Annotated in this window: 20 protein-coding genes; 10 read left to right on the forward strand and 10 right to left on the reverse strand. The window is 55.6% G+C overall.

The window, feature by feature from the left end:
• Nucleotides 1-47 precede the first annotated feature (47 nt).
• The 5 genes from gyrB to dnaA form a co-directional block, all read right to left on the reverse strand.
• Nucleotides 48-2,165 carry a DNA topoisomerase (ATP-hydrolyzing) subunit B gene (gene gyrB, locus U6G28_03735; protein ID WRS30808.1) on the reverse strand — a complete coding sequence of 706 codons (2,118 nt, stop codon included), beginning with the start codon at nt 2,163-2,165 and terminating at the stop codon, nt 48-50.
• Between the two features lie 358 nt (nt 2,166-2,523).
• Nucleotides 2,524-3,150 carry a DciA family protein gene (locus U6G28_03740; GenBank protein ID WRS30809.1) on the reverse strand — a complete coding sequence of 209 codons (627 nt, stop codon included), beginning with the start codon at nt 3,148-3,150 and terminating at the stop codon, nt 2,524-2,526.
• On the reverse strand, nt 3,143-4,387 hold the full coding sequence (recF, locus tag U6G28_03745) for a DNA replication/repair protein RecF (protein WRS30810.1): 1,245 nt from the start codon (nt 4,385-4,387) through the stop codon (nt 3,143-3,145). Before recF ends, U6G28_03740 begins: the two co-directional genes overlap by 8 nt.
• A 9-nt stretch (nt 4,388-4,396) precedes the next feature.
• Nucleotides 4,397-5,533, reverse strand: coding sequence for a DNA polymerase III subunit beta (gene dnaN, locus U6G28_03750; protein ID WRS31187.1), 1,137 nt, complete (start codon nt 5,531-5,533; stop codon nt 4,397-4,399).
• 442 nt (nt 5,534-5,975) lie between these two features.
• Complete coding sequence (dnaA, locus tag U6G28_03755) at nt 5,976-7,544, reverse strand: chromosomal replication initiator protein DnaA (protein ID WRS30811.1); 1,569 nt, start codon at nt 7,542-7,544, stop codon at nt 5,976-5,978.
• Between the two features lie 430 nt (nt 7,545-7,974).
• On the opposite strand from dnaA, the gene rpmH reads away from it, so the two are divergent.
• The 8 genes from rpmH (at nt 7,975) to U6G28_03795 (ending at nt 14,066) form a co-directional block, all read left to right on the forward strand.
• Nucleotides 7,975-8,112: a 50S ribosomal protein L34 gene (gene rpmH / locus U6G28_03760; GenBank protein ID WRS30812.1), complete on the forward strand. Its 138-nt coding sequence runs from the start codon at nt 7,975-7,977 to the stop codon at nt 8,110-8,112.
• Nucleotides 8,113-8,125: 13 nt separating this feature from the next.
• Nucleotides 8,126-8,503, forward strand: a complete 378-nt coding sequence (gene rnpA / locus U6G28_03765) for a ribonuclease P protein component (protein WRS30813.1) — start codon at nt 8,126-8,128, stop codon at nt 8,501-8,503.
• On the forward strand, nt 8,496-8,945 hold the full coding sequence (yidD, locus tag U6G28_03770; GenBank protein ID WRS30814.1) for a membrane protein insertion efficiency factor YidD: 450 nt from the start codon (nt 8,496-8,498) through the stop codon (nt 8,943-8,945). The genes rnpA and yidD overlap by 8 nt, the downstream gene beginning before the upstream one ends.
• A complete protein-coding gene (yidC, locus tag U6G28_03775) occupies nt 8,946-10,304 on the forward strand; it encodes a membrane protein insertase YidC (GenBank protein WRS30815.1) in 1,359 nt (452 codons plus the stop codon). It abuts the gene before it with no gap.
• Nucleotides 10,305-10,333: 29 nt separating this feature from the next.
• Nucleotides 10,334-10,900: a R3H domain-containing nucleic acid-binding protein gene (locus U6G28_03780; protein ID WRS30816.1), complete on the forward strand. Its 567-nt coding sequence runs from the start codon at nt 10,334-10,336 to the stop codon at nt 10,898-10,900.
• Nucleotides 10,901-10,903: 3 nt separating this feature from the next.
• Entirely contained in the window at nt 10,904-11,527 is a 624-nt protein-coding gene (gene rsmG, locus U6G28_03785) for a 16S rRNA (guanine(527)-N(7))-methyltransferase RsmG (GenBank protein ID WRS30817.1), read from the forward strand.
• Between the two features lie 96 nt (nt 11,528-11,623).
• Nucleotides 11,624-12,583, forward strand: a complete 960-nt coding sequence (locus U6G28_03790; protein WRS30818.1) for a ParA family protein — start codon at nt 11,624-11,626, stop codon at nt 12,581-12,583.
• Nucleotides 12,573-14,066, forward strand: a complete 1,494-nt coding sequence (locus U6G28_03795; protein WRS30819.1) for a ParB/RepB/Spo0J family partition protein — start codon at nt 12,573-12,575, stop codon at nt 14,064-14,066. Before U6G28_03790 ends, U6G28_03795 begins: the two co-directional genes overlap by 11 nt.
• A gap of 137 nt (nt 14,067-14,203) precedes the next feature.
• Here the strand turns inward: U6G28_03795 and trxB are convergent, their stop codons facing one another.
• Genes trxB through U6G28_03815 form a run of 4 tightly spaced genes read right to left on the reverse strand, consistent with a single transcriptional unit; the run spans nt 14,204 to nt 20,464 of the window.
• The gene (trxB, locus tag U6G28_03800) at nt 14,204-15,130 is read right to left on the reverse strand and encodes a thioredoxin-disulfide reductase (protein WRS30820.1); all 927 of its coding nucleotides are present in this window, start codon (nt 15,128-15,130) and stop codon (nt 14,204-14,206) included.
• A 2-nt stretch (nt 15,131-15,132) separates the two neighbouring features.
• Nucleotides 15,133-18,078 carry a lipid II flippase MurJ gene (locus tag U6G28_03805; GenBank protein WRS30821.1) on the reverse strand — a complete coding sequence of 982 codons (2,946 nt, stop codon included), beginning with the start codon at nt 18,076-18,078 and terminating at the stop codon, nt 15,133-15,135.
• Nucleotides 18,075-20,072, reverse strand: coding sequence for a DUF6049 family protein (locus U6G28_03810; GenBank protein ID WRS30822.1), 1,998 nt, complete (start codon nt 20,070-20,072; stop codon nt 18,075-18,077). Before U6G28_03810 ends, U6G28_03805 begins: the two co-directional genes overlap by 4 nt.
• Complete coding sequence (locus tag U6G28_03815; protein WRS31188.1) at nt 20,069-20,464, reverse strand: NUDIX hydrolase; 396 nt, start codon at nt 20,462-20,464, stop codon at nt 20,069-20,071. The genes U6G28_03810 and U6G28_03815 overlap by 4 nt, the downstream gene beginning before the upstream one ends.
• Before the next feature lie 239 nt (nt 20,465-20,703).
• Here U6G28_03815 and U6G28_03820 point away from each other — a divergent pair, with 239 nt between their 5' ends.
• Both U6G28_03820 and U6G28_03825 read left to right on the forward strand, forming a co-directional pair.
• The gene (locus U6G28_03820; protein WRS30823.1) at nt 20,704-22,188 is read left to right on the forward strand and encodes a CCA tRNA nucleotidyltransferase; all 1,485 of its coding nucleotides are present in this window, start codon (nt 20,704-20,706) and stop codon (nt 22,186-22,188) included.
• A gap of 73 nt (nt 22,189-22,261) precedes the next feature.
• A complete protein-coding gene (locus U6G28_03825; protein WRS30824.1) occupies nt 22,262-24,544 on the forward strand; it encodes a transglycosylase domain-containing protein in 2,283 nt (760 codons plus the stop codon).
• A 211-nt stretch (nt 24,545-24,755) separates the two neighbouring features.
• On the opposite strand, the gene rplI is transcribed toward U6G28_03825, so the two are convergent.
• A complete protein-coding gene (gene rplI, locus U6G28_03830) occupies nt 24,756-25,214 on the reverse strand; it encodes a 50S ribosomal protein L9 (GenBank protein WRS30825.1) in 459 nt (152 codons plus the stop codon).
• Nucleotides 25,215-25,218 lie beyond the last annotated feature (4 nt).

The raw sequence follows: 25,218 nt of genomic DNA on the forward strand, positions 1-25,218 counted from the left end.
ACCGTTTGATACAGACTTGTCACTCACAGTTCAGATACTCCTTGGTACTAAGCGTCGATGAATCGCACGTCGCGGGCATTGCGCTGAATGAAATGTCTGCGCGATTCGACGTCGTCGCCCATCAGGATCGTGAAGATTTCATCGGCTGCAGCGGCTTCGCCAACCTCAACCTGCTTGAGCAGTCGGTGTGCGGGATCCATTGTCGTCTCCCACAACTCGTGATCGTTCATCTCACCAAGGCCCTTATAGCGTTGGATACCGTCCTTCGGCATCTTCCAGCCCTTGTCGAGTCCGTCGGCCAGAAGCTGGTCACGCTCGGCATCCGAATATGCGTATTGATCAGCCCTGCTGGTCCACTTGAGTCGATACAGAGGCGGAGTTGCCAGATAAATATGCCCCTGTTCGATCAGCGGCTTCATGTAGCGGAAGAAGAAGGTGAGCAAAAGAGTTGCGATGTGCTGGCCATCAACGTCTGCGTCGGCCATCAGAATAATGCGCCAGTAACGCAGTTTCTGAAGGTCAATCTCCTCACCAATTCCGGTACCGAGCGCGCCGATCAGAGCCTGAATCGTGTCCGAGGACATTGCCCTGTCCAGCCTCGCCTTTTCAACGTTTAGAATCTTTCCACGCAGAGGGAGAATCGCCTGGGTGTCGGGATCACGACCCATAACCGCAGAACCACCGGCCGAGTCACCCTCGACAATGAACAGTTCAGAAACCTGAGGATCGCGCGAGGAACAATCACGAAGTTTAGAGGGAAGTGAGACTGAATCGAGGGCGCTCTTCCGGCGCGTGGCCTCCCGTGCTTTGCGGGCTGCGAGGCGTGCCTGTTGCGCAGCCTGTCCCTTGAGGACAATCGCCTTAGCCTCTGCCGGATGTGCGTCAAACCAGTCGCCAAGCAGCGCATAAATCTGCTGTTGCACGAATGTCTTCGCTTCGGTATTGCCTAGCTTGGTCTTAGTTTGACCCTCAAACTGCGGTTCGGTGAGTTTTACCGAAAGGACAGCTGTTATTCCCTCACGAACGTCGTCACCCGAGAGATTTTCGTCTTTCTCTTTCAGGATTCCCTTTTCTCGACCGTACTTATTGATGATGGTCGTAAGCGCCGTGCGGAAGCCTTCTTCGTGAGTACCGCCCTCAGAGGTGTTGATGGTGTTCGCGTAGGTGTAAATCGTCTCTGAGTATGCCGTGGTCCAACGCATGGCCACTTCCATGCTGAGGGTTCCCGCCTCATTCTCAGCCTCCAGGCTAATAATGTCCGGGTTGATCGGCGTGGCTCGCTTTGCGTTGTCGAGGTACTCGACGTAGTCAACAAGACCTCGTTCATACATGTATGAGACGCGACGGTGAGCGTTCTGAGAGTCCTCGTCATCATCGTCACCGGTTATCTCGTCCTGAACGTCTTCACGCTCATCGGTCAGTGTGATCCGTAATCCCTTATTGAGGAAGGCCATCTGCTGGAATCGTTGGCGCAGGGTTTCGAAGTCAAACTCGACCGTTTCGAAAATTTCGGGGTCGGGCCAGAAGGTCTGAATCGTCCCCGTCTCTTCGGTCTCACCGACCTCAGTGAGTTCGGAAACGGGATGACCACCGTTGGCGAACGAAATCGCCCAGCGTTTCCCATCTCGTCGCACCTCGGTCTCGACTCGACGAGAGAGTGCGTTCACTACAGAGATACCGACACCGTGCAGACCACCGGAGACCGCATATCCCCCTCCGCCGAACTTTCCGCCCGCGTGAAGAATGGTCATAACCACTTCCACGGTGGGGCGGCCCTCCGTTGGGTGAATACCGACCGGGATGCCTCTTCCGTTATCGGTTACACGAAGGCCCCCGTTCGCCAAGATGGTGACATCTATGTGGTCACAGTATCCCGCAAGCGCCTCGTCCACCGAGTTGTCAACAACCTCGTACACCAAGTGGTGCAGACCACGTTCACCAGTCGATCCGATGTACATGCCCGGGCGTTTACGAACAGCCTCAAGTCCCTCAAGGACGGTGATGTCCGATTCGCCGTAGTGAGGCTCCGGAACCGTAATGTCCTTGTGCTCAGTGGTGCCCGCTTCGTCCTTTACGGAGTCAGTCACAAGCAGCTCCCTGTCCGCACCCAACGTTGTGGGCGCACAAATCTTCTTTCCGGTGACAGCAAAACCTGTCTCGACCATTCTTCGAGACAGGTTCGGTTGCGTTTGCCCAGCTTTCGAAACCGAAAGTCGGGGCTTAACCGGACAATTGTGGCCTTGAACTGCAGATACCTGCGGCTAAAGGCAATTCTCTACCACCCGTATCTTATCAAATTGGACCCAAAAAACGGCATTCGGTGTTTCGTAAAAATGGCGTTATTTCAACGAAAAGTAGGCGTGTTTGGAGTGTGTCGAACCACACGTCCATCTGAGAGTTTGATCGGCGCGCTATATCCCGATTTCCTTCTGGTTTGCCAATCAAATAGGGAGCCGGCACGCCGCTAAACCCGTGTCAAAAGCTCCCTATTTGATTGGCAAACCAGAAGGGAGTCCGTGGGGGTTAACCGTAAGTGTCCCTTGGGCCTCTTCCCGGGACACTTCGTGGCCCATGTTTCCAGCTTGGCGCCCGCGGAGGCAGGACAACCACTGACTCAACAATGCCGGAACCCACTGCCCTATCGATCGCTCCCATTACCTCTGGCAAAAGAATTTTTAGCTGTTGCGCCCAGGCCGTCGAGTCAGCTTGAACAACCAGGCGGCCACCGTCAAAACTCTCTATGGGACAGTGCTGCGCGACAACGTCACCCACAATCTCCTCCCACTGTCCGATTACTTGACCGGTAGCCAGCGAGCGCTGCCAGTCACGATCACGCACTTCCTTATCGAGGATCGCACCAATCGGACGCGGGTCATACTTGGAAGGTCCCGTTCCAGTTTTCGATCTGTACATTCCAGGCGAGGGAACCCAGCCGTGGTGATGCTCAAGAGCGTCCTCCGCCTCCTCGACAATCCGGTTCGTAACGGCACCTGGCGTGAGTCTTCTTTTACGGCGTGGTCGACGGCCCGTGTAACCCCGTCCCCTTGAACGGTACTTATCGAATAGCTCAGATAGAACGTCGTCAGCGCTATCGCCGGAGTCTTTCTGGTTTGAGGAGACCCCAGATGATTTATCTGTCGGTTCAGTCATCCTGTCCCCCATTCACTGTTTGATCACCGGCGTCGTGGATTTCGGTGCTTCCGTCATCGCCTCGTGAGACTTCTAGAACGCGAGCGTCCAACTCACCTGGGACGTCTTCGGGTACAGCCACCGTGATGATGGCTTGATCAGCTCGCATAATGCACTCAATAAGTCCACTACGACGGTCTAGATCAAGCTCAGCAAAAACATCGTCGAGAATCAAAACTGGATAGTCTTCATCACGTCTCAGTATCTCAGCCTCAGCCAATCGCAAAGTCAGAGCCATCGACCACGTCTCCCCATGACTCGCAAATCCCTTCACCGGAAGCGAGTCAAGTGTCATCTCTAGATCATCGCGATGCGCTCCGATCAGGTTGACGCCGCGGACTATCTCAACTTCACGACGCCGTATAGCTTCTTGCCTATACGCTGCGTTCAGCCGACTAACCACCAAACTTGGGTCTCCACTAAACCGTCCTCCCTCGACGCGAAAACTGTCTAGATCAAGACCAACCGTTGAAGAGTCACGGTTTAGTCGGGACGAATACGCTAGATTGGCCACCCTGTCCTCGTCGGTCAGTTTTGCGTAGGCATATTCCATCTGTGGGCGCATCGCCTCAACTACCGCAAGTCGATGTGCGACGATGACCGCAGACAACTCGGCAATTTGTTCGTCCCAAACTTCGAGGACGACCGCTTCTTCCGAAGCAGTAGCTCTGGCTTTTTGTAACTGCTTTAGTGCCGCCGCCCGCTGACGCGAGACTTTCTGGAAATCCTGAAGGGTGCCAAGATGATGTGGTTTCAACTTCACCGCAGTCTGGTCCAGGAATGATCTCCGCCCAGCCGGGTCTCCCCGAAGTAGGTCAAGGTCCTCTGGTGCAAATACAACCGCTCTGAGGGTGCCCAACACATCCCGCGGCGAAACTTTTGCCCGGTTGAGGCGTGCTCGGTTAGCCCGACCTCGAGCAATCTCAAGCTCAACCAGATCAGACCGACCCTCAGACTCAATCCGGGCACGGATCACCGCCCCACCAGATTGTTCTTCACCCTCGGGAGCAATGCGAACTAGATTGGCAGACGAGCCACCCCTGTGAGAACTGAATGTGCCCAAATATGCGATGGCTTCGACAAAGTTCGTTTTCCCTCGCCCGTTTCGCCCCTGCAGAACAGTCACACCCGGACCGAGTTCAACCACGGCCGATCTGTACGATCTGTAGTCGGTCAGAGCAAAGTGAGACACCCTCACGGTGACGAACTACAGACCGAAGCGAATCGGCATCAACAGGTATTTGAAGTCCTCATCCGCGCCGCCATCAGCTTCGCTCTGACCCATCATTACTGCCGCCTTGGTGGCATGGACGAATCCGAAACGAACGAATTCTGTCTCAAGAGCCGCCAGACCTTCCTGAAGGTAGGCGGGGTTGAATGCCGTTCGCAACTCTTCAGACTCACTAATAAGCGCGATTGATTCCTCGGCCTGTGCGCTCTCGGTCTGTCCGGCCTCAAGTCGTACCGCACCGTCGGCAAATGTCAGGTGAACGGGCGTCTTCCGTTCCACGACCAGCGAGACTCGCTTGACCGCTTCAAGAAGCTCAGTTCGTGAACATGCATACTCCAGCGGCGTTGCCTCGGGGAACAGTTTTCTTACAGGCGGATAATCACCATCCATGAGAGAGGATGTTGCCTGGCGCTCCCCGGCACTGAACCCGATGATCGCATTGCGTTCCCCAACTCCTGAAGGGTTTAGCCGCAACTCGACGTCACCGGAAGACGTAAGGTTACGCGCAACGTCTGCCAAGACTCTTGCCTTGACTAGCATTTCTGCGGAAAACTCAATGTCACGAGGATTCCAAAGCATCTCTCTTTGGGCGAGGCGGTAGCGATCCGTTGCGAGGAAGGTAATCTTTGGCCCGGCAATTTCGACGCGAACCCCGGTAAGCAACGGGAGCGTGTCGTCCTTTGACGTGGCAATGACTACCTGACCAATTGCCGCGGCAAGATCACGCGCGTCGACAGTTCCCTGTTTTTCAGGAAGTTCTGGCAGCAGTGGATAGTCCTCTAGGGCCATAGTTCCTAGCGAGAACTGAGCACGCCCGCAACGAACCTCAACGTGCGATTCATTCAGTTCAATCGACACATCTGAGTTGGGCAGAGACTTCGCAATGTCGCTTAACATCCGTCCCGAAACTAGCACCTCGCCCGGGTCATCGATCTGTGCTTCAACTCGACTTCTTGCGGAAACCTCATAGTCGAACGAGGAAAGTTCAAGCTCTCCATCATGTGCCGAAAGGCGCACAGCAGCCAGAATCGGTATTGCTGGACGTTGCTGCACTGCGCGCGAGGTCCATTGGACGGCATCAGAAAAAACATCGCGAGAGAGCTTGAGTTTCACGGATCCTCCAGGAATCGTATCTGGCACTTCACTTTACCTGACTTGAGACGCTAGCAAAGTCCGAAGGGTGTTGTTACGGGACCCAAATCGAGCGCCCCGATTCTCGACTGCGGGATGTTGATGAATCTTGAATTGAATTAGTTGGTAGTAGTAGTAGCCATTGTGAATTCTGTGGATATCCGGCCTACAGGACGTCGGTGCAACAAATCTGCTGTTCAACGAATTCTGAACAACAGCGCTCCTGGTGTGAAGTGATGTGCATAAGAAAAGAAGAACGCAAAGAGACCGACTCTCCGGAGTGGAGTTATCAGCAGAATTTGTCATTTAAAAGAACAAATTTCGACTCTAATAACAATTAGTCGGCAACAGCCGCGCCGTTACTTGAAACTACAGCTATGTAAGATGTGGATCTGCGAAATCAAAGATGTTCAGTAGATGAGATCTAATTTTCGCGAGCTTTGCGCTTTACACGGTTTGTCAGTTCTGTGACGTTGTTATAGGTTTCGCGCCGTTCGACCATTGAGGCGGCGATCTTTTTGTTGGCGTACATGACCGTGGTGTGGTCGCGACCCCCGAATGCTTCCCCGATTTTCGGGAGTGAGAGGTCTGTTAGCTCGCGGCACAGATACATCGCTGTTTGGCGGGCCTCAACAATGGGACGAGATCGGTCCGAAGAACACATCTGTTCAATCGTTATGCCAAAAAACGCAGCGGTTTGACCCATGACGAGCGAAACGGATATTTCGGTGTCATCGGGGTCGGATAGTAGATCCTTTAAAGATCGCTGAGCTAGGGGCAAATCCAGAGCCTGGTGGTTGAGTTTAGCGAAGGCTGTGACTCGTAGCAGTGAACCATGTAGCTCACGAATATTCGACGAAACCCGCGATGCGATGTATTCGAGTACATCGCGGTCCACCTGGATTCCGTCTGCATCAGCTTTCATCTGAAGAATTGCGATACGGGTTTCGAGGTCTGGCGGTTGAACGTCTGTGACCAGACCAGACTGGAATCTGGAGAGCAGTCGGTCCTCGAACCCAGACAGTTGTTTCGGAGGAACATCCGACGTCATAACAATTTGTTTGCCGGTGTTTTGTAGCGCGTTGAAAGTATGGAAAAACTCTTCAATCGTTTCCCGACGACCCTGAATAAACTGAATGTCGTCAATCAACAGAATATCTGTGCCCCGATAGCGCCGCTTGAAAGCTTCCATTCTTTGACCGTTGAGAATTGCGCTGATGAACTCGTTGGTAAATTCCTCTGAGTTGACGTACTTAACTCGAAGATGAGGATAGAGCGAGACAGCATAGTGTCCGATTGCGTGAAGCAGGTGCGTTTTACCCAGGCCGGAATCACCGTAAATAAATAGCGGGTTGTACGCACGAGCTGGCGCTTCCGAAACTGCCAAGGCTGCGGCGTGTGCGAATCGATTCGATGGACCAATCACGAACGAATCGAACACGAACTTGGGATTTAGGTGGGACCCCGTTCGTTCTCCGGGTGCGCGATAGGAGACGTTGGCCAAAGTGGCTGGCGGCTGGCCTGCCGGCTCGAACTCGTTGCGATCGCTAATTGGGTGAAACTCTCGGGGCGCACCAATAGAGGCGGCAGAGTCCTGAGTGTCTTCTTCAATAAAGGGCTGATGTCGGGCGTCTGCGACGGACTCTATGGATCCGGACTCTATCGGCGGAGTAGGGAAGTTTTCGGACCGCGATAAATCAGGTTCTTCATCGACGTTGTCTTCGATTTCGTATTCAAGGGACGGATCTACACTGACTGCAATTCGAACGACACGACCCATCTCTTGTGACAGAGCTCCGGTGAGTTCCTTCGACAGTCGGCCCTCTATGTACTGCTTTGTGAAGTCGTTGGGTACAGCGAGCAGAATTGTGCCCTCGATATCTCCGAGTGGTTTAACCATCCGAATAAACGCTTCATAGGCGGGACCGAGTTCTTCAGGGTTGACCCGGGCCACAGCACGGTCCCAGGCTTCACCCAACTCGGAACCCTTCATGCTTTGCTCCCAATGGTTTTTCGGCGTGACATTGAACACCGCTCACTGCGACTGGACCAGATTGAGTCTACCCGTGAACCGGAGAACTCCCATCCTGTGAATTAATCTGTGGAACTACATTCATCGTCTTACATCATTGTTATTCCAAGGATTTTCGCGGTTTACTGTGTTACCAAGCGGAGACCTGAAGGAGTTTTCCACCCGAACTGTGGATAACTTCGCAGAGATACTCAGAGATTCATACACAGTTGTGAGTCGAACAAATGGCAATTTGCGTCGGGCGCGCTTCATTGACCCCTTCGATACATCCCGCGTAATCTGTTTTGGCGAACTGACGCAGGTTTTACCCTGCCTGATTCTGAAGTGAACAGGTGGATCGAGAACCGATGCGTCATAGGGGCAGACTCGTCTGCCATCAATAGGAGTAATCATGACGAAGCGTACGTACCAGCCGAATAACCGTCGTCGCCACAAGACACACGGTTTCCGCACTCGCATGAGGACCCGCGCTGGACGCTCAATCCTTAACGGCCGCCGCCGTAAAGGACGGGCTCAGATCGCGGTCTGACGCGTAGGCCAAGTTGCTGGCCTCTCGCAGTCGCATCCCGCGACGCGTTGGTTTTACAGACACAATGAGGCTCGGCTCCCGAACTGGGAACCGAGCCCTTGTGGTGTACGTAAAGATTGCAGCTCCTGACGATAGCTCTTTAGAACTCGAGGCAACCACTCAGGCTGGAATCGTTGTTCCCAAACGAGAAGTTGCCCGCGCTGTTGACCGAAATCGCGTGAAGCGGAGGCTCCGTCACCTCCTAGCGGCAAGACTATCCACGGTTCCTTCGGGAACTCGGATTGTAGTGCGAGCATTGCGCGGATGTACCAACATGACCTCGGACGAACTCGCAGAATACCTAGACCGCGGGTTAAGGGCGTCACTCCAGAAGGAGATTGCGCGTGGCTAATCCGATCTCCTCAATTCTGTTGGCACCGATCCATCTATATCAGAAGCACATCTCACCGGGACTACCTGCGAGGTGCAGATATTACCCAACGTGCTCTGCCTATGCGGTCAGCGCCCTACAGATCCACGGGCCGATCAAGGGTTTTCTGCTGGCAACATGGCGTCTGATGCGGTGTAACCCCTGGAGCAGGGGCGGTGTTGATCACGTTCCTCCTAAGGGTCAGTGGAGAGCGCCAGAATGGGTGCCGCCGGAGGACTGGGCTGGCCACGATATTGAGGAAGACATCATTTTGAAGAGCCGAAGCGGCGTGCGAAGGAACAGCAAAACGATTCCTTCCAAAGCCGACTCGGGCCGTAAGGTAGAGGGAGTTTCGCCTGAGCTTGTCCTAAAAGGGGACGAGGGACGTGGCGATGAAGCCTCCCCGCAGCATAAGGAGTCCTGAGTGGATTCATTCCTACACCCGATCATCGTCGCGTTCGCATGGATCTGGGTACAGATTCATAAGCTACTGACACTTATTGGATTCTCCGATGGGCCAGGAATTGCTTGGGCAGTTGCGATTGTCATTATGACAATCCTGGTCCGCGTCGCGATTCTCCCCCTCTACCTGAAGCAAATTCGTTCGTCACGGAACATGCAGGTAATCCAGCCTGAAATGAAGAAGATTCAGGAGAAGTACAAGGGTAAGACAGATCCCGTCTCTCGCCAGCGACAGCAGGAAGAGACCATGGAGCTATACAAGAAGGCCGGTAGCTCGCCAATGGCGTCTTGCTGGCCCATGCTTGTACAACTTCCAGTCATGTTCGCTCTGTACCGCGTTATCTTTGCGGTCAAGGATCTGGCCGGGGGAACCTACTCTTACGACGCTCTGGGACCACTAACCCAGGGTGTTGCTCAGGACATCACGGATTCTCAGATCCTTGGTGTTGGTATGGCACAGACTATGGCAACAGCGCCCGGCGTTGGGAAGAAGGCCATTTTCGTTGTACTGATCATTATCATGGTCGCCCTGCAGTTCCTCACCATGCGCATGTCGATGAGCAAGAACATGCCTGCGGTCCAGGACCCTAACAACCCGATGGTCCGTAGCCAAAAGACCATGATGTACATGATGCCGCTGATGTACGTGTTCACCGGCATGGTGTTCCAGATGGGCATGCTGATGTACATGATCACCACCGCGATATTTGCTTGGGCGCAACAGCTTTGGGTTATCAAGACCATACCTACTCCGGGTTCTCCGGCCGCCGACGAGCTTCGGGAGAAGCGTGAGGAGAAGTACCAGGCATGGGCGACAGGTTTCTTTGCCGAGTACGACCAAAAGGCACAGGCGCTCAAAGCGGATCCCGAGGCGTTGGAGGAACTTAACGTTCAGACTCTCGCCGAAGCGGAGAAGCATGCGAAGAAACAAAAGGTGTCGACAGACTTTCCGGATGACTGGGATGCGGCCTCAAAGGTTGCCATCTTGCGCGGTCTAGCGGTTGAGCCCTGGAAGACGATTCCTGATGAGGTTTGGCTGAAGCAAATGGTTCTCGCCAAGAACTCACAGGTCGCAGCTGAGGCGGCGCGCGCGGCCCGCCCAAAGAAGCTCTCGCGCGAGCAGCGAATGCGCCTCGCGCAACGGGAACAGCAGGATGCTGCTGCGGCGAAACGGCGCGAGGAGAAGCAGGCACGCAAGGCTGCTGACCGCTCTTCAAGAGGTGGAGACTTGAGTCCGGAAGAAGTTGAGCGTCGGCGCCAGCAGCGAAAAGCTGAGCGGCGCGCACAGAACAAAGGCAACCAAAAGAAGACGGGCAACTAGCACGTCTTCCGGGTGGGAGGAATGAATAGATGAGCGAGAAGAAGTCATCGCCTAAAGTCGAGCAGCTCGAAGAAGAGGGGGACGTTGCGGCGGACTACCTAGAAGAGTTTTTGGACATCGCAGATTTTGATGGAGATATCGAGATAGACGTTGAAAACGGACGTGCTTCGGTAGCCATAGTTAGCGATGATGCCAACTCAAACCTGGTGCGTCTGGTCGGTGACGATGGAGAGGTGCTGGAGGCTCTTCAGGAGTTGACCAGGTTGGCGGTGCAGGCTTCCACCGGAGAGCGCTCACGGCTAATGCTTGACATCGACGGATTTCGGGCAGCGAGAAAAGCTGAGCTTCAGGAAATCACGCAAGATGCAGTTGATCAGGTTAAGGAGACCGGAGAACCCGTATCTCTCGAGGCCATGAATCCATTTGAGCGCAAGGTCTGCCACGATGTTGTTGCTGGAGCCGGCCTACGATCTGAGTCCGAGGGTGTCGAACCGAATCGTCATCTGATTATTCTTCCCACGGGTAAGGATGGGGACGACGAACTGAGTGAATCCTCCGACGACACCGAGGATCACGGACAAGAAAACGCCGACTAGACGATGAGTGAAACACCTTCTGACCTGGTATTATCATCTTTTGGTCCGAATCGCGACAACGTGATTCAGTTTGCCAACATGCTGGCGGATGAAGGTGAGCTTAGAGGATTGATCGGGCCGCGTGAGTCAGAGCGGCTTTGGCCCCGACACATCGTTAACTGCGGTGCCCTACTCCCTTTTCTGCCGACTCGCGGGACGGTCGTTGACGTTGGATCGGGCGCTGGATTACCAGGACTTGTTATTGCTTGCGCCAGGCCAGATCTGTCGGTCAAGCTCGTTGAACCGATGGAGCGTCGATGTGAGTGGTTGCAGTATGCGGTTGATCAGATCGGCCTGTCGAACGTCGAGGTGATCCGAGCTCGCTCGGAATCGCTCGGTCGATCAGTTAGAGCCGATGTTGTGACGGCAAGGGCAGTGGCAGGATTGGGTAAGCTGCTTCGCCTCACCTCAAAGCTGATTGCCCCCGGCGGCGCATTGCTTGCTCTGAAGGGTCAGCGAGCTTATCAAGAAATTGAAGAGGCTGGGTCAGAGTTGAGAAAGTATCACCTTACCTCCGAGGTGCATGAGGTTGTTTCGGTGATGGACGGCGATGTCACTTATGTAGTGGAGTGTCGCAGAGAGTCCTGACATGTGTTGAGTCTCGACGCACTGATTGTTTCACGTGAAACATTCGAGTCTTGTCGGTGGGTCAAACTATGCTGTGAGGCGACGAAAGGTTGGTGAATGGATCAGAACGCTGGGTCTCCTTCCCCCTTGTTGGATCAGTTGAGTCAGAATTACTCGGCGCTACGTGAGCTTGAGAGCAAAGAGTTTCCTGTCCCCGCCCAGACTGTGGTCATGGCTGTGGCAAACCAAAAGGGCGGAGTCGGGAAAACCACCACGGCGGTCAATATCGCGGCAGCTTTTGCTCTTGGCGGATTGAACGTTCTGGTCGTCGATGGTGATCCTCAAGGTAACGCCTCGACCGCGCTTGGTGTCGCACATAGTCCGGGGACTCCATCAACGTATGAGGTCCTCGTAAACGAAAAGGGCCTGTCTGACGTAATCCAGAGTTGTCCTGATGTCCCAAACCTCTGGGTATGCCCTGCCACGATTGACTTGGCGGGCGTTGAGGTAGAACTAGTTGACGAACCAGAACGGGCTAGTTTTCTAAAGCAGGCGATTGATGAACTGCTCGATCAAGCTCGTCGCGGTGAGTTCCCGAAGCCAGATGTCGTAGTTATTGACTGTCCTCCCTCGTTGGGTCTGCTGACACTTAACGCATTCGTTGCTTCAACCGAGTTGCTTATCCCGGTTCAGGCCGAGTACTACGCGCTGGAGGGATTGTCATTGCTGTTGAGCACGGTTGGGAGAATCCGACAGGAGATGAACCCAAGTCTCCAAGAGCCGACATTGCTTGTTACCATGCTCGACTCACGGACGAATCTCGGCGCTGACGTGGCGGAGGAGGTGCGGAATCACTTTGGTGATCAGGTGGTCGAGGCTGTGATACCTCGCCTGGTGCGGATATCGGAGGCACCTAGTTTTGGGCAGACGATCCTCACCTATGATCCGAAGGGTGGCGGAGCTATCGCGTACAGGCAGGTTGGACTTGAGTTTGCGAGCCGATTAGCGCACCGATACGGACAGGCAACGACCGGGCACTCTAACGAAGATGTCGACGGAGGCAAAGATGGCGACTGAAGCATCCAATCAGGGGAATGCTGCAACGACTCCCTCTAAGTCGGAGGGACAAAAGAGCCCGCGTCAGCGGCGAGGACGTGGCGGCCTCGGTCGAGGGCTGGGCGCACTAATTCCGGACTCAGAGGTGGTAACTCCGGCGGAGCAGGGACGTCCTCTCGATGTCCTGTTTCCAGACCTTCAGAGCGGGAACCACGGTTCCGGGTCGGGACCGGTCAAGACAACCAGGCAAAGAGGAGGATCGGCACGTGATCTTCTGACGCCCCGTTCGGCGGCTGGGAATGTTTCACGTGAAACAACTTTGTCAGGCACCGTCCCTCAAGTCCAGAATAATGAGACCGGGAATGGTTGGCGCGAAGACGAGACGAGTTCCGGGCAAGGACGCGGAAGAAATGGTGGTACCGCACGAGTTGCCACCCCCGAAGCTGCGGATGGCACTCGGGACCAATCTGACGCTCCAGGTGAAGCGGCACCATCGGGATCAGTGGCGGAAACGGTTGGTCGGCGACCGCAGAAGATGACCGGAAAAGTGAAGGTAACCGCAAAAAAAAGCACTCATGTACTCTCTGAAGAGCGGAATGAGTCCGATGTTTCACGTGAAACAAAGGGCATGGATTTAAAAGAGGTTCCCGGTGCGACCTTTGGAATGATTCGGCCGGACTGGATCATTCCCAACCTAAAGCAGCCCCGCCACGTCTTCGATTCAGATGAACTCAAGGAACTATCACAGTCGATTAGCGAAGTCGGTGTTCTCCAACCCATCGTACTTCGAAGGATTACCGACGCCACCCTGGCAGAAGAAGGTCAGAGTGAGAGGCTGAGGGAGGCGCTGGAGGAACAGCCCGAGGCCCGGTACGAGATCATTATGGGAGAGCGGCGGTGGCGGGCTTCCCAAATGGCCGGCCTGGAAGAGATACCGGCGATCATCCGAATTACGGAAGAAGATGATCTACTTCGTGATGCACTGATTGAGAATCTTCATCGCGTGCAGCTCAATCCCCTTGAGGAGGCAGCCGCATATAGTCAACTGATGGAAGATTTCGCATGTACGCAGGAAGAGCTTTCAAGGAGGATCGCCCGGTCAAGACCGCAAATTGCCAACACTCTCAGACTTCTTAGACTTCCACCAAGTGTTCAGCGCCAACTGGCGGCCGGAGTTCTATCGGCCGGACACGCGCGAGCCCTATTAAGTCTCGAAAGTGGCACCGCGATGGAGGCACTTGCGGCCCGAGTCGTTTCCGAGGGTTTGTCTGTTAGGGCAACCGAAGAGCAGGTTAAGTTTGGCAAGCAGGGGAAACCACGTCCGAAACGGACTTCTCCTACACCAAGTCCCGAGGCACAGCGAGTTGCCGATGCAGTAGCTGACTTACTAGAAACTTCCGTGTCGGTTAACTCTGGTGCCAAACGCGGACGTCTTATCATTGAGTTTGCAGATCAGGGTGACCTAGAGCGCATCGCACAAGCCCTTGGCGCGGAGGTTGTCTAGACCTTTCGCAACGACAGCGACGGACTAAAGATCAAGGCTGGTGGTCCCGAGTGTTGAGCAGGCATAATCACTGAACTGGACGTCGGTCGCCCGCACCACGAATCGTGGTGCGGGGGTTCAATCTTCAGTCTCTGGCTCTAGATCTCAAGGTAGTGCTGCGCATCAAGGGCGGCGCGACACCCGGATCCCGCTGCCGTTATCGCCTGGCGGTAGGTGTGGTCGACAACGTCACCACAGGCAAAGACACCCTTGATCGAGGTAGCCGTTCCGGGGTCAGCAACCTTGACGTAACCAGCCTCGTCGAGATCTAGTTGATCTGCGAACAGTCCTGAACGCGGATCATGCCCGACGGCGACGAACACCCCGTCCGTCTTCATTTCGGAGCGCACGCCCGTCTTGAGGTTCTCTAGGACCACGGCGCGCGCCGAGGCATCGCCGAGTATCTCTACTACTGCAGAATCCCAAACAAACTCAATCTTCTGGTGAGTCAAAGCCCGCTCTGCCATAACCTTTGAAGCTCGAAGTTGATCACGCCGGTGTACGACGGTGACTTTGCTGGCGAACCGAGTAAGGAACAAGGCTTCTTCCATGGCGGAATCTCCGCCACCGACAACAACGAGTTCCTTCTCTTTGAAGAAAAAGCCATCGCACGTGGCGCAGTACGAAACGCCCCGCCCGGAGAACTCTTCCTCGCCGGGGATATTCAGATGACGGTACGCTGATCCGGTGGCAATGATGACAGACTCCGCTTGGATCTCGCGCTCGTAAAGTCGAACTACTTTGGGGTTGGCTTTCAGGTCGACCGATAAGACATCATCGAACTCGACTCGCGCCTCAAAACGCTCCGCCTGCTCACGCATCTTCTCCATTAGGTCTGGGCCCATGACACCGTCTGGGAAACCCGGAAAATTCTCTACCTCAGTCGTTGTCATAAGCGCGCCGCCGGCATCGATAGCACCGGCAATAACATAGGGCTTAAACCCGGCACGACCTGCATAGATGGCCGCCGTGTAGCCCGCGGGACCCGAACCGATAACTACAACCTTTTCAACACCTTGAGACACATTTACTCCACTGAAACGGAGATGACCTTGGCGCGGTATCTCGCCTCGTCATCTATTGGCAACTTATTAAAAACCAAGCCGATTGAAGTCACGGCGGTTGGTTCATCAAGAGTAATCACCGTATCCCAGGATAGGGGTGCACTGGCAAGGACTCTTCCCTGACGCTGATACTCTCCGCTTGTGTTGAGTATGGTGACTTCGCCGCCTGTCCCAATAACTGAGACTCCTACTTTGCTGACAACCGCCGGTTCTTGGAGGTTCAAGACGAGAATGACGGGATCTTTCTGTGCATAGCTGTCGGGGTCAAAATACCGACTCGGCCAGAACGTTTCTGGGTCTCCGTCGATGACAGCTGCGGTCAAATTGGCATGATCATTGCCGTCATCGTTCCAAGAGAGAACGGACACTGAGGTGATTACAGGAGGAGCTCCCGTAAGGTCAGCGTCCGAGAAGACGGGGGCCGCACCGCTCTGTCCCGGCTCAAGTTGCGACTGCTGACTCTGTCCATTTGTGACTGGCAGACGGCCAGAGTCGGGGAGGAAGTGGCTGAACGCGAACCAAATAGCGCCGATTACTATGGCAAGTCCAATGAGTAAGGCTGGAATCGTCGGATCAAACCGTCCGCGGCGTCGTCCTCTGCGGTCTGTCTCTCCGACACTCATTAGGACTTCTTCCGGGTAACGCGAATTGGGCGAAGGAATCGAGTCCATTCTCTGTTCCATCGTTCTCCTGTTTCCCGTCGGCGGTGGCGGTGCGACCGATGGTCTGTAGGGACGAACCTTTGTCGATTCAGACTCCACACGAGCCTCTCCAAGCCTACCGTTATCACGCTTCGAATCGGCGTCGGTTCGCGTCATCGACATCATCGCATCGGTGAGGACCGGAAGAGCGCCGGTTGTGGCGGCGGGGTCGTGAGCTGCGCCGGCTCGACCGAATGCCACGGCAACCGACTCACCATCGAATATCTGGTCCCAGGTTGGAGGCTCATCGGTCCATTCCGGACGCACGGACCAATGACGGGGCGGTGGAGGAGGGGGAGGTGGATTTATGGATTCTGGTTCAAACGAGGGCGACTCTTCGAAGATCGCATCACCCGGCTCCGCCATGCTGCCTTGAGCGAGCGCCCTTGCCTCTGAGGACAGTTCTTCTTCGAAGGTATCTGGCGCGGCGGTTGTTTCAGCATTACTTCCCTCGTCAGGCGCGGACTCAGAAACTGGCTCTTCGAGATGATCTGAACCGGAACCCTTTCTTGCCTCGAACCTAGACAGGGCTGGAAAACGTCCGGTGACCTGGGATAATAGACTATTGAAGCCGGCGGGATCGATAACACGAAGAATCGCGAAATACACAATAGAGATTACGATCGCGATGACGACCACGCGCCATCCGGCCCCCCACATACGGGCAATGCCTCCCGCTCCCGCCGGAGCGCCCGCACCGAAAAGGTGCAGAACTCCCCACCCGACCAGACCCGCACCGATGAACGAGACGAAGTACTTTCCGTACATCCTCATCAGGCGGTCAAGCCTTATCTCGGGAACTGCACGAGAGACCATGTAGCAGGCCAAGAAACCCTGGAGTATGCGGGACACAGTCTCTGCCCCTGCTGCTCCGATGGTCCACCACTGTGCAGATGTCACGAAGTAGATGCCCCAGCCGACTACCAGCTCGGTGATTAGCGGGGCGATTCCCATCATGAATACGGGCCGGGCGTCCTCAAGCACATAGAAGATTCGTTGCCCCATCATCGTCATGCCGCTGGATGGAACTCCGAGCGCGAGGGCGACCAGTACCGCCCCGTAGAGAGAGGCTGCGTCCATGTTGAATGTTGGCATCAACAGTTGCATAAGCGGCGTTGCGGCCACCATCAGGATGGCAGTTGCCAACATGGTCAGCATGAGAACCAGTTGCACGCCCCGATAGAAGTTCGTGGCGACGGCATCCATGTTTTTCTCGGCAGCATGGTTGGCCAGTCGGGTGAAAATGGCTGTCACCAGAGTCACGGTAATCAGCGACTGGGGAAGCATGTACATCATGTACGCCGTTTGATAGGCGTTGTAACCGGCAACCAGCTCGTTTGTTGCCCCTACCCAATCGTCAGCGCGTGTCGCCAGGTTGGTCGCAGAGATCACCCCGATCTGACCAACTAGCAGTGTCGCAAAGGTCCACATCGCGACCTTTGGGGCGGAGCCGAATGAGGTTCCCTTAAGTCGGAAATCTAGCTTCAGCTTCACGCCAGATCTACGAATCGGAATGATCAGGATAATTGCCTGAAGTGCCACTCCCAGCGTCGCTGAACCGCACAGTAACAGGGTCTTTGTCGTGGTGAAAGTGTCAACTGGAACGATCTCATTAGCTGTGCCCCAAATAGCAATGAAGGTACCCAGCGATGCGATTGCGATGATGTTGTTGACTACTGGAACCCACATATAGGGGCCAAAAACTCCCCGGGCGTTGAGGATTTGACCAAAGAGGTTGTAGACGCCATAGAAAAAGATCTGAGGCAGGCAAAGTAGCGTAAAGGTTATGGCGAGCGATCTGGTCGCGGGGTCCAGCTTAGAGGCCATTAGCGAGATGAGAAGCGGGGCCCCGATCATCGCTACAACCGTGAGCAAGAACAGGAGTGATCCAACGGCGGTGATTAGCTTATTTACGTAGGGAGACCCGCTCCTGCTGCGAAGCGCTTTCACAATCTGCGGCACCAATACCGCGTCGAGCACCCCGCCGGCGAGCAGGTTGTAGACCATATTAGGCAGAGTGTTTGCCAGCGGGAACGCGACGGCCACTCCGCCCGCCACACCAATGACCGAGATCAGCATCGCGCTACGGATGAAACCGAGAGCCCGAGAAACGAGTGTGCCTGAGGCCATCAGCGCGGATGAGCGCCAAAGCGACATCTTTTTCGGCTCTAGAGGAGCATCCTCGGGGAGGTCCTCATCGCTACTCATTGCGCTACCTCGTTCTTGTCACCTGGATTCTCTGCGGCAGGCAGACCCACTCCGCCACGGCGGCCCTTTTGGAATGTGCGGACCAGGCCCAACACGAATAGAGCCGCTAGCCCTGATCCGACTACCCAGGTTATTGCATCTCCCATGCCTGGCCTAGACCGAACAGAGACCGCAGGAGATGATGCCAGCAGGGTTCCGTCTGCTGTCTTGGCTTCGAGAATGACGCTAACTGACCCGGACCCGACCGCGCGCACTGGAACATTGACGGACGTTGTGGAGTTTGCTGGAACCGTGGTCTTAACCCACTCGGAGGCTTGAATTAGGTGGTTGCTGGGGAGGAGCCCGACTTCCAAGGCAATCGGAGACTTGCCCTTGTTTGAGATTGTTACTGGAAAGTCAGCATTCGGCCCCATAATGTTTACGGATTGACTGGGGACGATCTCGACAACGTTGTATACCTCCATGATCGCGCGCTCGGTGTCTGTAGCAACCTTCGTGCGCTCTTCAAGTGACATCCCTACGGTCGCGGGAGCAAGGGCTGCGTGCGCTAGGGCAGTAAGTTCACTGGTTTCGCCGCTCTCGTCGCCGATTACTGCTAGTGCAAGCCGCGTAGCCTTACTCACCGGATCGAGCAGGTGTGTGATTTCTGCCGGATCCGCCTGCGGTGCGACTGGAATAGTTCCAGAGGGTTCCCCGAAATCCTCTCCGTCGAGAGTCTCGCGCAATGAGATTCCTTTGATCCAAGGTACGTCAAATAGAGCGGAGAGTCTCGATTCCGACTGCTCAAGCGTGAGCCGTTCCTGGCCAGAGAAAGCCTCAACATTCACCCACAGTCGTGGAGACTCGTCCTCGCTCAGTTTTGCTGCGATGGCTGTGGAGGCGCGTAGTAGCTGTTCGCGATGCTGGGGCGGGTATTGATCCAGTTCGGGGTCTGAGAAAATCTGTGAAAGCTCGCCAAAGCTCCCGAGAACAACCGAACTTCCTTCGGCGCTCTCTGCCAGAGCAGAGCCGGTCTGTGGGTCGATAGAGTACTTTTCTGAAGGGGACCACCGGGGTTCTCCCGGGATGCCTTTGGGGGGACTCAGAACTGGGCCTCCGGCTGCGGTGTTGAGTGATGACATCGCGAGCCACGGCTCATAGGTTAACACTGCATTTTGGACCCACGAAGCTCCCTCGGGAACTTTGGCCGAGGTACGCGAACCTAGTGCGAGATCGAGCAGAGGAGTTTCTCCCGTTGCCGCGAGCATCGAAATGTCTGCCGCTCGCGACGGCAACACCAGTACTTCACCGCTACTGCCAGAGTTCTTTGAGAAGGTGACAGCCTGATCCGGCTGCAAGCCGAGGGTGACACCTTCGCGACTCAATTTGGGCCACTCGCCTTCCTTTGCTTGCCAGGCATCCGAAACCAGGGCGTTGAGGTGAGTCTGGCCCTGCGCAGTTTTGTCGTACCAGAGCATCAGGCCTCGTGCGATCCCAATTCCAGACCTGGGTCCACCGGTCGGTTGAAGCACGCGAATATCTAGTCCGTAGGGCCCCCAGTCGTCCGGGTTCCAGAGTGGGAGCTCGTCAACCGAGAACTCAAGTGTTACATCCACTCCTGCTTCCGTCGCGGCCTGCCGTTGTTGCTCGTCGCTCAGTCGGATCTCTCCGACATTCCAGACGTAACCCCCGTGTTCCAAGAAGGACTCAACCGAGTCCATGGATTTCAGAGCGTCTGCGCTCATGTACACCCCTACGCGGGTTCCGTAGTCCTCAGACACTCCTGCAATGTTTATCCGAATGGAGATCTGTTTCTCGGAGGTGAGGACCGCCGGGCTGATCTCGCGCAGTGTGACGCGGATCTGGGATTCCTCGTCCTCGAATTCTGGATCGGCAGACGCCAAGGGGGAAAGGGCGAAAGTTACCGCAATCGCCACTGCGGTAGTCAGGAACCACCGCAGAAGCGAACGATGGTGTTCACTGCCCCAAATCGGCGGGGTCCTATGTGCACTCACGTGTCGTTCCCGTCAGGGTAGAGAAGGGCGAGTGCTGCGCGCGCCACCCGCCGTTCATTAGCGTAGGAGAGGGAACGAGTTGCGTCCTGTAGAGGAACCCAAAGAGCGTCCTCCGCCTCGTGATCTGGATCGTTCTCAGCGGTGATCTCGCCGTCGAGGTACTCAAGTAGGAAGTGATGGACCATCTTATGAATTCTGGTCTGACTGCCAGAAAACCAGTAGTCGACGGAACTAATATGACAGACGACGCGGGTACGTATTCCGGTTTCTTCTGCTACTTCACGGACGGCCGCCTCGGTCGCCGTCTCACCTCGTTCTAAGTGTCCTTTTGGAAGACACCACTCGTATCTACCAGAGCGGTTCTTCCTCTTAATCACAGCGACGTAGGGCATTCCGCGACTGACCTTGATAGCGACTCCGCCCGCGGAGGTCTCGTGGACTGTGGGCGAGGATCCGCGGCGTTCGGGACTGTTCGCGCGAGCGGCACCGCGAAATGCGGCGGGCCGCCTGTCAGGCCCAACGAACATTCCGGGTGTGTGCATTCTCCCAGCATATGTTGCGGCTCGCCTACTCCCTGCAATTAACCTGGTTCTAGACGCTCTTGTGGCGGCCTAGAAACGAGGTAGACCCCTTGGTAGAACACGCGCCTTCCTTGGTTGGAGCCGGGGACATCCCGGCGCTGCTGGCTAACGCGCAGTCCGCTTTTGCTGATTTGCCGCGGTCTGTGATGGAACTAGCGGATCTGTTCGTGGAGGCCGACCACGAGATTGCCCTGGTGGGTGGCCCGGTTCGTGACGCCTTTTTGGGGATTGTCCCACACGACTTTGATCTGACCACTTCGGCGCGTCCCGAGGAGACTGAGCGAATCCTGAGGCAGTGGGGTGGAAAGACTTGGGATGTCGGTCGGGCATTTGGAACTGTCGCGGCGAAGAAGGGGCCGATCGAAGTCGAGGTGACGACATACCGAACCGAGGAGTATCAGGAGGATTCCCGTAAGCCCGCTGTGACCTATGGGGAGACGCTTGAAGGAGACTTGTCGCGGCGTGACTTCACCGTCAATGCGATGGCGATGCGACTTCCGTCGATGGCACTTGTCGATCCCCACGGTGGACTTGAGGATTTGGCGACAGGATTACTGAAGACTCCTGTGACGGCGACCCAGTCTTTTAGGGATGATCCACTTCGGATAATGAGGGCGGCCCGATTCGCGGCTCAACTGGGCATCGACGTTGAATACGACGTAATGACCGCGATGTCGGAGGAACGGGATCGGTTACGCATCGTTTCGGCTGAACGAATCCAAGCAGAGCTTGAGCGACTGATCATCAGCCCAGAGCCACGGCGAGGCATAGAGCTAATGGTCTACACGGGAGTGGCGGATATTGTCCTACCTGAGGTGTCGGGGCTGGTTGAAACGGTGGACGAGCACGGTCGGCATAAGGATGTTTACGAACACACCCTCACCGTCCTAGACCAGGCAATCGACCTGGAGACAGGGCCGGACGGGGCAGTGCCGGGACCCGACTTCGTCCTGCGGTTTGCAGCTTTGATGCATGACGTCGGAAAACCTGCAACAAGACGTTTCCACGGGTCGAAGGTCAGTTTCCATCATCACGAGATTGTCGGCGCCAAGATGACCCGTAAGCGGATGAAGGAACTCAGGTTCGATACAGCGACGACGAAGGCGGTCACCGAGTTAGTTGCCGGACATTTGAGGTTCCACGGTTATGGCGAAAGCGCATGGACAGACTCTGCTGTACGGCGTTACGTTACCGACGCGGGGGATCAGCTTGAAAGACTTAATCGTCTGACGCGAGCTGACTGCACGACCCGGAATCGCCGCAAAGCCGAGCGTCTTTCAGCGGCCTACGATGACCTTGAGACCCGTATTGCGGAGCTCCGAGAGCAAGAGGAACTTGACTCGATCCGTCCCGATTTGGACGGCAGCCAGATAATGAAACTGCTCAACCTGGAGCCCTCACGCGAAGTGGGCGAAGCCTACAAGTACCTACTTCAGCTACGTATGGACGAGGGGCCTTTGGGAGAGGAAGAGGCGACTAAACGTCTTCTTGAGTGGTGGAACCAGCGGAATTTCGCTAAGGGCGAGTCCCGCTAATTGGTCACAGTTGCCATCACCTGACCGATTGCCGCAGTTACTCTTATGCAGCAATAGGTTTCAAGGAGAATGAGTGACTTCCTCAAATTATCCGTCGCGCCACAGCGAACAGGTCGCGGGCTCATCCAGTCCGTATCAGTCGACGCCACCACCTCCGCCGCCAGGAAGCCGCGTAGCAAAGCTTCATGGCAACTCGGCGAAAGCTCCGTCGGTGGATGAGGTGTTCGACCTCGATCAAGGTTCCGATAGCTCCGACAAGACTAAGAAGAAGGGCAAGTGGGGCAAGCGCATCGCGCTCGGTATCCTCATCCTCTTCCTTCTGGGCATCATCGGAGGGGCCGGGCTGTTCCTCTACATGTACTCAAAGAGCACCATTCCGGCTCCAAGCGAGTTTGCTCTGGCACAGGCAACCACTGTCTACTACAGCGACGGCGAAACCGAGATGGGAACCTTCGCCGAAGTAAACAGGACAATCATTGACGCAGAAGCACTGCCCGACTACGTGGGTCAAGCGGTTGTCGCCTCTGAGGACCGAACCTTCTTTACCAATCAGGGCGTAGATATCAAGGGCATCGCGCGTGCGTTCCTTAACAACGTGCGGGGAGGACCGAGGCAGGGGGCCTCGACTCTGTCTCAGCAGTATGTTGAAACCTACTTTGGTCAGGAGACATACGGCTATAAGGACAAGGCCAAAGAGGCCGTAATGGCCATCAAGATCAATCGGACCCAGTCGAAGAGTGAAATTCTTGCGAACTACCTGAACACGATCTACTTTGGTCGCGGAGCCAATGGAATTGAGGCTGCCTCAAAAGTATTCTTCGGGACCCCGGCATCCGAACTGACGCTTTCTCAGTCGGCGATGCTCGCGGGAATCATTCCGTCGCCGAGCAACTGGGACCCAGCCGTGGATCCCGACATGGCGAAGCAACGTTGGCAAAGAGTTCTGGACCTAATGGTCGAGGACGGGTGGATTTCACAGGCCGAGGCGGATCAGCAGGTCTTCCCTGAGACGATTCCTCCGTCGGATGGACAGTCTTCGATGAAGGGCACCAATGGCTACCTGCTACAACAGATCCGTGACGAGCTTATAGGTACCGAGGGCTTCACTACTCAAGACCTGGACGCTGGTGGTTTGAAGATTATTTCGACCATCGATAAGGACATGCAGGCCGCCGCAGTTGAGGCATCGACAAACCTTCCTGAGGGTATGCCAGACACGCTTCACGTCGCCCTGACGACTCTGGACAACAAGACCGGGGCGATTCTCGCTGAGTACGCGGGCCCGGACTACCAGGAAAGACAGATAAACGCGGCGACGCAGGAACGCGCGATGGCCGGTTCAACGTTCAAGCCGTTCTCCTTGATTCCATACCTAGAAGGTGGCGGGTCGATGGAGGACCTGTTCGACGGAAACTCCCCGAGAACCTTTGGGCCGAATAACGAGGTCGAGGTCCAGAACGCGGAGGGTCTGTCATATGGACAGGTCAACTTGAACACGGCCGTTCAGAAGTCTCTAAACACTCCGTTTATGGATGTCAGCACCAAGGTTGGGGCGCAGACGACCATGGACACCCTCTTTAAAGCGGGGCTACCAGAAGACACGCCAGGTCTATCCCCTGAAATCGGAAATATTCTCGGCTCTGCATCCCCGCATAATGTTGACCTAGCTCGCATCTACTCAACGCTGGCAAACGGCGGCTACAGAGTTGATCCGCATATCGTGGATGAGGTCAAAGACTCAAGAGGAAACACGGTGTTCAAAGCCGTGAATGAATGGGAGCAGGTTTTCTCTTCTAAGACGGTTTCAATGTTCCTGCCAGCTCTAAAATCAGTGACCCAGGAGGGGGGCACCGCAGAGGCCGTTGCCGTCATTGACCGTGAAACTGCCGGCAAGAGCGGTACGTCGGAGGACTTCCGTTCATCCCAGTTCATTGGGTTCATTCCGCAGATCACCACAGCGGTTTCTATGTACAACGTCGGACCGAATGGTGAGGAACTCTCGCTTCCGTACATCAACGGGCAACCGTTCTACGGGCCGCCCGCGGACGTGTGGGTTGCTTACATGCAGTTGATCCTCGATAAGTTCCCGATGGCGCAGTTCGACTGGTTTGACGCGACCGTGGTTCAAAAGCCGCAGATCGTGCAACCAGTCCAGCCGGTGACTTGTGGTGAGAATGAGGTTTTGGTTGATGGGCAGTGTGTCGTGCAACCAGTCCAGCCGGTGACTTGTGGTGAGAATGAGGTTTTGGTTGATGGGCAGTGTGTCGCGAAGCCCGTTGACCCGGTGACTTGTGGTGAGAATGAGGTTTTGGTTGATGGGCAGTGTGTCGCGAAGCCTGAGGAACCCCAGTCATAGAGGGGCAACCCACGACTGCGTCGAGGGGCTTGCTACGGTTCGAGGGGCCTTTCGGGGCACCTGAACCCCCGTCCGACGCCCTGACCCTAGACGGCAATGCGTCGCTGATGAAAGTGTGAGGCGCGAACGCAATCCGAGTCCACACAAAAGTCCCCCCGAACCGAGCGATTCCGGTTCGGGGGGACTTTTCGGTGTTTGGAGTTATAGCGGACTACTCCGCGGCCTCCACGGTAACCTCTACGTTTGCAACGACATCACCCAGTAGCTTCACGGTCGCCGGGAATGATCCGGTTGCCTTGATCGCATTGGTGGTGTCGACATTACGAGGATCGAAGGGCACAGAGAACTTCTCAGCGAGAGCCGCTGCGATGTCCTTGCCGGTGACTGCGCCGAACAGACGGCCGGTGCTACCAGCCTTCTTGGTGATAACGACGACAGGCGATTCCTCGATACGTTCACGAAGGGCGATGGCATCCTCAACGCTGGCAATTTCGCGCTTACGGAGTTGCTCAAGAGTCTGGTCGATGTGCCTCTGCGCACCCTTAGTCCAACGCGTTGCAAATCCGCGGGGGACCAAATAGTTGCGTGCGTAGCCGTCCTTCACCTCGACAACGTCTCCGGCCTGGCCTAGGCGCTCAACGTCGCGGTTGAGGATTAGTTTGGTTGTCATTTCG

It is taken from the genome of Actinomycetaceae bacterium MB13-C1-2 (assembly GCA_035621235.1).
Taxonomy (GTDB): domain Bacteria; phylum Actinomycetota; class Actinomycetes; order Actinomycetales; family Actinomycetaceae; genus Scrofimicrobium.